A 12457-nucleotide genomic window follows, 5' to 3' on the forward strand; every position below is an offset into this window, starting at 1 on the left:
ACCAAATACATATTCCTTTGATATTGGTGATACTTCATCTAAAACATCAAAGTTATACTTAATTGAGGAAGCAATATCAAAAATAATACCGAATACAAAATCAGCTGCAGTTAATTCATGATGAGCAGGTGCATCCATATAAAATCCGCCTCTTGTTAAGGGAAGATTCTTATCAAAAACTAATGTCCCAAACGACGCAATTGTTTTTGGATTCTTAAGCGCCAATATCTCATCCTCAATCTCTTCATAACTTTTATTTGGAAAGAATACCTTCTTTAATCTTTGATAATTTAATCCAGAAACCCCGGCATTAGTTTCCATTATATATTCATTTTCATTTACATTTCGGCTCACCCAGCATCTTGCATTATTATCTATTAAGTAATCGTTTACAATTTTTATAATAGGTGTTGTTGTCCCCGATACCAAAACTATATCATCTACCTCTGGCTGTGCTCCCTTTACAGCTAGTTGTGTGTCAGCTCCACCAATTATAAAAGGAATATTCTCACTTAAGTTTAAAAAGTACTTGAATTCATCTTTTATTAATCCTAAAATAGTTCCACTTTTCCTCACCCTAGGTAACCAGTTCATATTTATTCCAAATAAGTCACATAGTTCATTAGACCATTTATTTTTCTCAACATCATATAACAAAGTTTCTGATGCTTGCGACGCCTCATATGCTAATTCATGGGTTAACTCATAACCTATCCAATCACTTATACTAGTAAAAGCAGCAATTTTTCCCCAAATTTCAGGTTGTCTTTGTCTAAGCCCAACCAATTTTAATGCAGAAAAAACTGTTGTAGGCCATCTACCTGTTTTTTGATAAATGTTTGGCACATGGGTAAACTGTTGTTCCCATTCTCTTCCACGATTATCCACGTTGGGCAAGCCAATAAGTGCTTGCCCGTCATCATTAAAGATAACAATGCCTTCTCTTTGACTTGTAGATAGTATAGCTTTAATTTCAATATCAGGGCTAGCTTTTCTTACTTCCAAAATTAATCTTTTAATGTCGTCAAATATTTGTTGTGGATCGAATGAGACTGCATCTGGAAACATTTCATCCTTTTGATATTTTACATCCGAAGTATAAATTGAATGTACTTTGCCATCTATCGTCGCTAAACCAACCCTACAATTACCTGTTCCTATATCAATAATCAAATATCCCTTTCTCATAAGAATCACTCCACATTTAATTTTTTATAAGAAGTTGCTTTTGATTAAAAATATTAATAGTTTTATTTTCCTCTACCCAACCTATTAAATTTTGGTTCATAATCAAAGAATGATGATCCTCAACTTCATAACTAGCACCGGCAATATGAGGGGTAGCTAAGACGTTTGGAAGATTAATTAATTCATAATCTCTTTCTGTTGGTGGCTCATTATCAAACACATCAAGTATTGCTCCACGAATTTTTCTTTGTGATAAAACATCAATTAACGCATTTGTCTCTACTACTGCAGATCTTGCTGTATTTACGAATACCGCATCTTCCTTCATAAGCATAAGTAAATCTTTATTAATCATATTCTTGGTTGAATCAGTTACCGGTAGATGAATAGACACGATATCACTAGATTTGAACAATTCTTGAAGTTCTACTCCCTCATACTCATCATCTACATTTTCAAGAAACGGATCATAGTATTTTATATTACAAGGAAAATGTCTAATCATCCTTGCAATAGTTTGACCCACAGCTCCAAAGCCTACAAATCCTACTGTTTTTCCAGCCAATTCATTACCTTTAAAATCTAAGTACGCACTAAGCGCTCCCTCTGACCATTTACCTTCTTTTAACCAGTTATTACTTGGAACAACATTTCTTAAAAACGTTATTACATTTCCTATAAATAATTCAGCAACAGATTGAGCATTCCTAGCTGGAGTGTTAAATACTGGTATATTCTTAGCTGTAGCTGCTATTATGTCTACATTAATCGGATTAGCTCGACATACTCCAATAAAAGATAGTTTAGAATATCCATTAATCACTTTTTCTGAAACATCATCTACTTCTGTGATCAAACCATTAACCTGATATCTTTCCAACATAGATAACAACTCATTTTCATTAAATCCTCTACCATTATCTTTCCATGGCTTGTAAATTACTTCAGCAAATTTCTCTTCTAATTTCTTTATACAATTTTGATTATAGGGTGATGTTATTAATATTTTCATATAAACCCTCCAATTATAATAATAGTTTTGCAGTTTCATCAGTAGTAATTAAAATATTAATTAATTTCCCTTCTAAAGCACCTTTAATCGCCTCTATCTTTTCTATTCCATACGCTAAGGCAACCCTAGTAGGAACTCTTAACAAATCTACAGGATTAGTCCCAACCACTCTCTCTGAGATATCATTCATTGTAAAATCACCCTGTTCATTATAGAAGTGAAGCAACACATCTCCTACACTCTTACTGGTTAATTCTTCGCTCGTTAAATTTGGAACAAGATTTGCTTCAAAAATTGCTGAATCAGAGTGAGTTGTTCCAATTCCAACAATAGAAATATCAATATTTTTAATTTCTCTAAAACTTTTAAGTATATTTCTATCTTGTAGGAAAAATTCCTTTGTTTGTTTTGAATCTACAATCACTGGTGCCGGAAGAAAATGTGGTGTAGCTCCTAAAGACTGAGCCCAATTTTGGATTACTGAGGTAGCCGGTAAATCTCTTTCCATCCCACCAACACTTCCACTCATTTGTATTACTTTCAAATTTGGTCTTGATTCACACATGTGCAAAAACTTACCAACTTGATGAATTGTTTTCCCCCATCCCAATCCTATACTTCCTTGATAAGGAAGAATTCCATTTAAATAATCAACGGTTGTTGTTTCAAATAAAGAATTATCACTTTTCACTACAACTATATCCTTCAACTTATATCTATTAAGCAATTGATTTTCCAAATCAGTCCTTCTAGTACTATCAGATTTAGATGTAATATAAAAACGTACCACTCCTTCACTTTTTGCTTCTTTCAAGAAACGAGCAACCGAAGATCTGCCGATATTTAGTTGTTCCGCAATGTCCTTTTGACCCATATCCAAGATATAATACATACGGCAAATCCTCTCTAGAAATTCTCTTTTGGGATTATGTTCATCTTTTGTTAATTTGCTCATTTAATTACCCCCATTATAAATATATTTTCAGATATTTCAAGTATTTTTAATAAAACTTCACATTGAAAGTCCCTTTCTTCAACCCCCAGCCCCCCCTTAATAACGGTATTATTTATTTACTCGCATAATAATTTTATTTTTCTAAAAATTACAATTGAAAAAAGCTCGGCTACATGTTAATATTTATTCACAAACATTTTATCACTATATGGACATTTGTTCAAACAGAAGGAGGTCTCTCTTCAATTAATGTAAGCGGTTAAATTATTTAAGTAAGAAATTTAAAGTACTATTCGATAAGAGGGAGGTAGTTATTATGAGTAGTATGAATAATAACAAAAATATTCTTTATAAAGTAGGAATACCACCTACTTTGGCTTGGGGTTATTTAGGGGTTCTAATTTTTATGTTAGGTGATGGAATAGAACAAGGTTGGTTAAGTCCATTTCTAGTGGACAATGGGTTCACTGTCCAGGAAGCGGCATCTTTATTATCTGTTTACGGAGTTACTGTAGCTATTGCTGCTTGGTTTTCTGGTGTGCTTGTTGACATGTTTGGACCTAAGCGAACAATGACTCTAGGCTTAATTCTCTATTTAACTGGTACTATATGTTTTATTACTTTAGGTTTATCAACTATGAATCTTGTAATAATGTTTCCAACCTATGCATTAAGAGGCTTTGGTTACCCATTGTTTGCATATTCATTTTTAGTATGGATCTCATATAGTAGTCCAAAGGAAAAACTGGGAACTGCAGTTGGATGGTTTTGGTTCGCATTTTCTGGCGGTTTATTTGTAATGGGCGCCTTCTCTTCTAGCTTTCTAATACCGGCATTAGGACATATTAATACTTTGTGGACATCTGTTGTATGGGCATTAATAGGAGCTTTCTTCGCATTAATAGTGAATAAGGATAAGATTGAAAAAACGAGACTAGAATCAGTTCCAGCTGGAAATAATGACAAACTTAAGGAATTACTTAAAGGTATTACTATTATGAAAAAGGAACCAAAGGTTGCAATTGGTGGTATCGTAAGAGTGATTAATTCCTTAGTCACTTTTGCATTTCCTGTATTTATACCAATATATATGTTTGAACAGGGTTATTCTACTACGGAGTGGTTACAGATTTGGGGAACACTTTTCACTTCTAATATTATTTTCAACTTAATATTCGGATACGTCGGCGATAAAGTAGGCTGGAAAAACACAATAATGTGGTTTGGTGGAGTCGGAACAGGATTAACTCTGCTTGCTATGTATTACATGCCTTTGATTCTACCAGGCAATGAATCCGCCCTCCTAATTAGTTCTATATTACTAGGTGCTTTTCTTGCAGGTTATGTTCCTTTATCCGCACTAGTTCCTTCTCTAGTTAAAAATGAAAAAGGCGCAGCTATGTCTATTTTAAACTTAGGGGCAGGGCTTCCAACTTTTGTTGGCCCAGCACTCGTTGGAGTTCTAATTGGATTCCTTGGATATACCGGAATTGTATGGGTATTAGCTGGTATTTATTTCTTCGGTGCATTTTTAACTAAGTTCCTTATTATTGATAATAATACTACATCTACTTCTATTGAGGACACAGTAGCTAAAACTTCGTTATAAAAAATAGGATAAGTTAAAAACCTTATATATTTGTGCAGGATTTACAAAAGCAGTAGTGGAATCTTATACATCTATAACATGGGGATTATTCTCCCCTTTGTAGATGTATTAATTTGGTCAAAAATAGATAAACTGGTTCCCAGTCCGTTAGAGTGGCTCTATTCTTCCAAGATAAGTGCTCATTTCTTCCGTTAAAGCGGTTCTCTTTTAACGAAATACTCATTACGAGACAGGTTCACAAATTCTCCGTGATGATGATTCTATTTTGAGTGAAATATCAAGGATTACTTATATTCCATCCTTATATTTATACTTCGTAAAAGAAAAAATTTGATTTCTTTGCTATAGAAAAGCGCAGGCTTTAATTCAGCTCTGCACTCAAATGGTTATTTCTTACTATAATAGTCTACATACCAATCTGCAAACTTCTGCAATCCTTCTTCTATAGATGTCTGAGGTTTGAATCCTACTGCTTCCTGAAGTTGTTTAGTGGATGCATAGGTAGCTGGAACATCGCCAGGTTTAATTGGCTCAAATATCTTTTCAAAAATTACTTCTCTACCCAAAGCATTCCCTAAACATTTCTCTAATGTTTCGATAAACACCATTAACTTCTCTGGATTGTTATTACCAATGTTGAAGACTTTATGTCGAACGCCATTTTCCTCAGGGGGATTACCTAAAAGACGTTCTATCCCTTCAACAATATCATCGATATAAGTAAAATCACGATAGAGATCATTTTCAAAATCTCCATTGTTAAATATTTTAATAGGTTCTCCATTAAAATATTTATTCGCAAACCCAAAATATGCCATATCTGGGCGACCCATTGGGCCATAAACCGTAAAGAATCTGAGCCCTGTAGCTGGTATCTTATATAAATGACTATAGGTATGAGCCATTAATTCATTTGACTTTTTAGTAGATGCATACAGTGATACAGGATTGTCCACAAAATCAGTTTCTTCAAACGGGACTTTTTTATTTGCTCCATAAACAGAACTAGATGATGCATATACAAGATGGTCTACAGGATTATATCTACACGCTTCAAGGATATTATAAAAGCCAATAATGTTACTCTGAATATAGACATCTGGATTTTCTATTGAATAACGTACCCCTGCTTGAGCAGCAAGGTTTATTACCACATTGGGTTTATACTCTTCAAAGGCTTCCATAACAATATCCTTATTTGATATGTCACCCTTAATAAAGGTAAACTTCTCGTAAGATTCCAATTTCCCCAAACGTGTTTGTTTAAGCTTCACATCATAATAATCATTAATATTATCAATACCAATCACTTTGCAACCTTGTCCTAATAGTTTCTTAGATAAGTAGAATCCGATGAATCCTGCTGCACCTGTGATTAAGTAAATTTTACTAGGATCAAGTGTCTTGTAGTCCAAGTATATTCGACTCCTTTATAACTTTTGTAAATATAGATTTTCTTTTCTTTGAAAAGTTTTGTTCAGTTTTTCCAACTTGTCTTTAAATAGGTCAGTAGTTATTTTTTATTCTTTACAGACCCTCCAAGATTACCCTTACTAAAGTTTCCTGTCCATTTTAAGACTATAATATCAATAAAATTTTTGTAGACACAAATAGTAACGTCCAAATCAATTAACTGTCCCAAGATCTGTATAATTAATTTTAGTTGGAAACTCCCTTACAACTTCAAATCCTTAATAATATATATTTTTGTGAATACTACTATGCTTCCTTAGCTTTCTCTTCCGATATCTAAAGAGTACTGCTTCTCAAAATACTCCCGATATTCACCTGAAATTATTTGCTCCCACCAACCTTTATTCTCCAAATACCATTCAACAGTATGTTCAATACCGGTATTAAAATTATAGACTGGTTTCCATCCTAGTTTTTCTAATTTAGTCGGATCAATAGCGTATCTCCTGTCATGTCCTAAGCGATCCCCAACAAATTCTATTAAATCATCTGATTTGCCTAATGTTTTTATTATAGTTTTAACTACCTCCAGATTTGTTCTCTCATTATGTCCCCCAACATTGTATACTTCTCCATTAACACCTTCATGCAATACCAAATCCAATGCGGAACAGTGATCATATACATGTAACCAATCTCTTATATTCTTCCCATCACCATATACAGGTACTTTTTCATCGTTTAAAACTCTAGATATAGTGAGTGGAATTAACTTCTCAGGAAAATGAAATGGTCCATAATTATTGGAACAACGAGTTATATTTATTGGTAGACCATATGTTTCGTAATATGCACGGACTAATAAATCTGATGATGCCTTACTAGCGCTATATGGACTATTAGGTTGTAAAGGAGTTTCCTCAGTGAAGAATTTGGTTGGATCAAAATCTAACTCTCCGTATACTTCATCTGTAGAAACATGTAAAAACTTAGTTACATCACTTTTCTTTGAGGCATCAAGTAAAACTTGTGTACCCATCACATTAGTTTTAATAAATATTTCTGGGTTAGAAATGGAACGATCTACATGACTTTCCGCAGCAAAATGAATAACATAATCAAATTTTTCTTTTTGGAAGTGATTAAATATTTCTTCTCTATTTGAGATATCACTTTCTATAAAATGATAGTTATCTTTATCTTCAATATCACGATGCTTCGTTAAGTCGCCAGCATACGTTAATAAATCCAAATTATAGATATCATAATTCGGATATTTATTAACCATATATTGAACAAAATTACCACCAATAAAACCTGCTCCACCAGTAACTAATACTTTCTTCTTACTCAAATCACTCAACTCCACATACAATTAATTGTTTACTATCTCCATTATATATTTACCGTAATCAGTTTTAACCAATGGTTGTGCTAATTCTTTTAATTGTTCCTTATCAATGTAACCTTTTCTATATGCAATTTCCTCTATACAGGCAATATATAGTCCTTGACGTTTTTGTATGGCTTCAACAAAATTAGAAGCCTCTAAAAGAGACTCATGCGTACCAGTATCTAACCAGGCCAAGCCTCGTCCCATAACGTTTACCTTTAATTTTCCTTTGTTGAGATATTCTTCAATAATTGAGGTAATCTCCAATTCACCCCGTTCAGATGGTTCTACATTTTTCGCAACTTCTACAACATTCTTATCAAAGAAGTATAGTCCAGGTACAGCTAATGATGATTTAGGTTGCTCTGGTTTCTCCTCAATAGAAACAGCATTATTTTTTTCATCTACCTCAACAACACCATATCTTCTTGGATCCGCAACATAGCATCCAAATATTTCTCCCCCCTCTTCTAGGGATGATGCTCTCATTAATCTACTACCAAAATTGGAACCATAGAATATATTATCGCCAAGTACTAAAGCGACCGATGAATTACCAATAAACTCTTCTCCAATAATAAAGGCTTCTGCCAAGCCATTTGGTTGTTCCTGAACGATATATTTAATATCTAATCCTAATTTACTTCCATCCCCTAGTAGCTCATTAAAAGTGCTAATATCTCTAGGAGTTGATATAATAAGTATTTCTTTTATCCCAGCCAACATTAATACAGATAGTGGATAATAAATCATTGGCTTATCATAGACTGGTAGAATTTGTTTAGAAACAGATTTTGTTAAAGGATATAATCTTGTTCCAGATCCCCCTGCTAAAATAATTCCCTTCATTTAAATCCCTCCTATTTCAAACATCTTTAATTACCTTACAAATTCTATCAACATCTGCCAATTCTAAATCAGCGTACAACGGAAGTGTTAAGATTCTTTCTGATACATATTTTGCAACTGGAGTATCTTCTGTATTAAACTCACCCTGAAAACATTCAAAACTGTTTGTTAAAGGATAGAAGTATTTTCTAGCAAATATATTTTCCTTTTTGAGTACATCATAAATTTCATCTCTAGATAATTTATAGCCATCTATTAATATAGGATAGTAAGCATAATTACTCTTTACGCCAACTTGTGAAACTGGTAATTTTAATCCTGTTAAATTGTTCAAATTCTCATTATACCTGGCAACTATATCTTTTCTTTTTTGTATTTCCCTGTCTACTATTTTCAGATTACATAATCCCATCGCTGCTTGGAATTCATTCATTTTGGCATTAGTTCCTACATATTCTATAGTATCAGGACCTGAAATACCAAAATTCTTTTGAGCATCAAGCTTTGTGGAAAAATCAGGGTCACGGTAGGTAAGAGCCCCTCCCTCTATGGTGTTAAACACTTTTGTTGCATGAAAGCTAAACATCGAGACATCACCAAAGTTTGCAATGCTTTCACCATCCACGGTAACACCAAAAGTATGCGCAGCATCATAAATAATCTTCAAGTCATATTTTTCCGCTATCCTTTCAATCTCTTTTACATTACAAACGTTACCATAGACATGGACTGGTACAATAGCGGATGTTTTTTCCGTTATCAGATTTTCGAGTTTCTCAATATCTATTGTATAATCCTTAAAATTAATATCACAAAATACTGGAGTTAATCCATTTCTTACAATCGCATGAGTTGTTGAGGCAAATGTAAATGGAGTTGTTATGACTTCTCCTGATAAATCGAATAAAGCAATCGCACTTTCTAATGCTGAATGTCCATTTGTAAATAGGCTTATATTAGAAGTATTTAAATATTCTTTTAGACTTTCTTCTAACTTTTGATGTTTTTTCCCCATATTAGTTAGCCAACGACTATTCCATAAATCCCGAATTTCCTCAGTAAAATCTTCAAAATCTGGCATCGATGATTGAGTTACTTGGATAGCTTTTTTCATATTATCACCATTTCATACATTTTATTTATCCCAAAGGTCGGCAAAACGATTTAACTTCATTTCCTTTTTAAAGTCTTTTAAGTAATCAATATAACTGTACTGTGGTCTATATCCTAAATCTTCTTTAGCATTTTCTATGTCCATTACAAATGACCTGCTATTAGGTTTATCAGGTCTTGGGATAATTTCAGATCTTCTCCCCTTCGGAGAAAACACTTCGATAATGCCCTTAATTTGATCTTCAAGTGTGACAGTTTTTCCTGTACCTACATTATAAATGCCACCCTCTACATCAGTTAGAATCGCTTTATAAACCATTTGAGTAAAGTCCTTCACATAGACAATATCTTTCGCAAGTGAAGGATCCCCCCACATCTCAATTTGCTTTCCTTCCATTGCATACTCCATTAATTGGCGATAACCTAACTTTTTTTTCACACCATCTTTATAGTAATATGGATCAGGTCTATAATGATAAACAGTAGGTAACCTAAAGATAAATCTCTTTAATCCGTGATTTTGATAATAACTTTCAATTAAATCAACGGCAGCATTCTTTGTAATAATATATAAGGAATAACTCCCTTTATAACTAAACTTTCTTGGTAGATCAGGTTTAATCACTGCATTTTTCTCCCAATAACCAGATAAGTCCGCTTCTGTTTGGGTAAATAAAATTCTATCAACCTGATTTATCCTACAATATTCTAAAATATTTAAAACTCCAGTGACATTAACATCTACATAGATGTGTGGATTGTAACCTTGCATAGCTGCTGGCATCATCCCTACAAAACATACTACTGCAAAAACATCTTCTTGCGGAAGTCTTTTAAAAGCATCTTTGTCAGTAACATCGACTTGACAGTATTTAATTCCTTGCTTTTCAAAAAAATCTGTTTGTTTTCTACCTATTGCAATCAATTCAAATTTGTTTTGATTAAAACTTTCCTTTAAATAATCAACAGTATAAGCCCCCAGATGCCCCGTGGCACCAAACACAAGAACTTTTTTCATTAAACACCCCACACCTTCCCATCGATGATTGCCTATTTCACTATAATCTCTATCCATTCTTCAGGATTATCCATCATATGAAGCATCTCGTTCATAGATTCAAATTTCATAATAAGAATACCTATATTTCCATTTGCTCCTGTAAATGCTGGTATATTGTCGCCGATCTTATAAATCATATGGCTTTCAACAATATTGTTTTGATTTACACTTTCCTTAATCTTAATATCTTTTAGAACACCCGGTTCACTACTATGTACAGCAAAATAACTCCAATATCCTTTTGTTTCAATCATCTTAATATCGCTACAATCCTCTCCCATTGCAGCTCTAATTGTAAAATCTAACATATCAATGCCTGTTGCGTACCTAATAACCTGTGGGATATAATTGCCTCCATTCCTTGGACCGATCTCCATTAAGTATACATTTTCATTCTTATCTATACGGACATCAAAATTATATGCCCCTGTTTTCATTTCCAATAAATCAAGCAATCTTTGGATTTCATTATGAATTTTTTTATGAATTCTTTCAGGTTTTTCATAAGGGAAACTAGCTGAAACAGGAACAAAAGAATTTAGTCCCTTACTATTAAAATGATCATTAGCAAAGCATCTAAACATTAGCTTTCCGTCCACTGAAAAGCCATCTCCTGCTACTTGATATCCCTGCATTTCCACATATTCTTCAACAATTACCTTTTTTGCTCTTGAAAAACTCAAAGCATACTCTATTTGAGAAGCCAAGTTTTTAGCATGTGTTAATTTGCTTACTCCTTTGCTGCCTGAAGAATCCACGGGCTTAATGATCACAGGTAATTTAAAACTTTCTATTTCCCTTTTTGCTTCCTCAATGGAACTATACCCCTTTGCTTTAGGTGTATTAAAATTGTGTTTTGCTAAAAATGACCGAAATTCATCTTTATTGCTCAGCAATTCAACTGATTTATAGGGATTTGTGGGTAAGCCCATTTTTTCAGCAACATATGCAGCTGTTGGAGCAGCAGGATCGGATGCATAAGCCAGAATACCATCAATATTGTTATTAACCGCTACCTTTAAAATTGCCTCTTTATCTGTTGTACTTACGCAATAAAACTCCTCTGCATAATGTTGACCAGGATTATCTGGAAGATAATCGCATAATATAGTATAGAGGCCTTTTTCTTTTGCATATTGTATAGCAGGGACTTGCTGCTTCGATCCTCCTAATAAAAGTAACTTTCTCATTGTTATTTTCTCCCTTTTTCAACTTTACTATAGAAAGATCTTAGTTCATCATCAATTAATAAAGGTTGATTATATTGGTGCCAACTAATATCTTGATGAGAATTGATTTCAACTATTTTAAAAGAATCCTCTGTAATAGCTATATCATATCCAAAGTATATAATTTCACTAAGGAAATCACTTATTTCATGAAGTTTACTTATAATTGTCTTGTAATTTGGTATTTCTCCATTAATTTCAATCCTAGAGTCTGGGTGAACAGAACAATTTTCAATTAGATCACCCTTTTTTTTCTTTGCATCTCTAAATTCACCTGAAACTGTATCTACATAAGCAAATACTCCACCTTGCGAAGCATTATCAACAACACCAGTTTTTTCAGTCCCAAAACGTAAAAAACCTCGTTTAATTTTTGATTTACCGTCTATTTTAATTACCATAAATCTTAATGTATTAAGAGAAATTGAGTTGATTTCATTTAACATGTAGTGTTGCCTAATATATTCAGTTACAATATATCCATTTAATCCTCTTAAAAAATTTTCAAGCTCATTAAAATTACATTTTTTTTCGTTAATTAAAACTAAATCACTGGATCTACGTCAAGTTTTTGGACACAAAAAGATTAAGTTTTTTTGCACAACAACCATTCATGGATTGTTCCACGTCCCAAGT

11 protein-coding genes are annotated in these 12457 nt (G+C 33.2%); 1 reads left to right on the top strand and 10 read right to left on the bottom strand.

Annotated features, from left to right (window positions below):
- The 3 genes from ACPYKA_RS06550 to ACPYKA_RS06560 all read right to left on the bottom strand — a co-directional run.
- Positions 1–1188, bottom strand: a 1188-nt coding sequence (locus ACPYKA_RS06550; RefSeq protein WP_479541558.1) for an FGGY family carbohydrate kinase, incomplete at its 3' end; no start/stop codon positions are given.
- A 16-nt stretch (positions 1189–1204) separates the two neighbouring features.
- On the bottom strand, positions 1205–2200 hold the full coding sequence (locus ACPYKA_RS06555) for a 2-hydroxyacid dehydrogenase (protein WP_479541559.1): 996 nt from the start codon (positions 2198–2200) through the stop codon (positions 1205–1207).
- A 13-nt stretch (positions 2201–2213) separates the two neighbouring features.
- Complete coding sequence (locus ACPYKA_RS06560) at positions 2214–3155, bottom strand: sugar-binding transcriptional regulator (protein ID WP_047184562.1); 942 nt, start codon at positions 3153–3155, stop codon at positions 2214–2216.
- Between the two features lie 316 nt (positions 3156–3471).
- Here ACPYKA_RS06560 and ACPYKA_RS06565 point away from each other — a divergent pair, with 316 nt between their 5' ends.
- Positions 3472–4764 carry an MFS transporter gene (locus ACPYKA_RS06565; protein WP_479541560.1) on the top strand — a complete coding sequence of 431 codons (1293 nt, stop codon included), beginning with the start codon at positions 3472–3474 and terminating at the stop codon, positions 4762–4764.
- 386 nt (positions 4765–5150) lie between these two features.
- Here ACPYKA_RS06565 and ACPYKA_RS06570 read toward each other — a convergent pair whose 3' ends face one another.
- The 7 genes from ACPYKA_RS06570 to ACPYKA_RS06600 all read right to left on the bottom strand — a co-directional run bounded on the left by ACPYKA_RS06570 (position 5151) and on the right by ACPYKA_RS06600 (position 12360).
- The gene (locus ACPYKA_RS06570) at positions 5151–6179 is read right to left on the bottom strand and encodes a GDP-mannose 4,6-dehydratase (protein WP_479541561.1); all 1029 of its coding nucleotides are present in this window, start codon (positions 6177–6179) and stop codon (positions 5151–5153) included.
- Between the two features lie 314 nt (positions 6180–6493).
- Positions 6494–7531 (bottom strand): dTDP-glucose 4,6-dehydratase, encoded by a 1038-nt coding sequence (gene rfbB, locus ACPYKA_RS06575; protein ID WP_047184559.1) that lies wholly within the window; start codon positions 7529–7531, stop codon positions 6494–6496.
- 21 nt (positions 7532–7552) lie between these two features.
- Positions 7553–8419 (bottom strand): glucose-1-phosphate thymidylyltransferase RfbA, encoded by an 867-nt coding sequence (gene rfbA / locus ACPYKA_RS06580; RefSeq protein ID WP_047184558.1) that lies wholly within the window; start codon positions 8417–8419, stop codon positions 7553–7555.
- A 16-nt stretch (positions 8420–8435) separates the two neighbouring features.
- A complete protein-coding gene (locus tag ACPYKA_RS06585) occupies positions 8436–9533 on the bottom strand; it encodes a DegT/DnrJ/EryC1/StrS family aminotransferase (RefSeq protein WP_479541562.1) in 1098 nt (365 codons plus the stop codon).
- A gap of 21 nt (positions 9534–9554) precedes the next feature.
- Complete coding sequence (locus ACPYKA_RS06590) at positions 9555–10550, bottom strand: NAD-dependent epimerase/dehydratase family protein (protein WP_047184578.1); 996 nt, start codon at positions 10548–10550, stop codon at positions 9555–9557.
- 32 nt (positions 10551–10582) lie between these two features.
- The gene (locus tag ACPYKA_RS06595; protein ID WP_047184556.1) at positions 10583–11782 is read right to left on the bottom strand and encodes an ATP-grasp domain-containing protein; all 1200 of its coding nucleotides are present in this window, start codon (positions 11780–11782) and stop codon (positions 10583–10585) included.
- Positions 11783–11784: 2 nt separating this feature from the next.
- Complete coding sequence (locus ACPYKA_RS06600) at positions 11785–12360, bottom strand: sugar-transfer associated ATP-grasp domain-containing protein (RefSeq protein ID WP_479541566.1); 576 nt, start codon at positions 12358–12360, stop codon at positions 11785–11787.
- Between the last annotated feature and the right edge of the window lie 97 nt (positions 12361–12457).

It is taken from the genome of Pseudogracilibacillus amylolyticus (SeqCode), from assembly GCF_051918545.1.
GTDB lineage: Bacteria > Bacillota > Bacilli > Bacillales > Amphibacillaceae > Pseudogracilibacillus.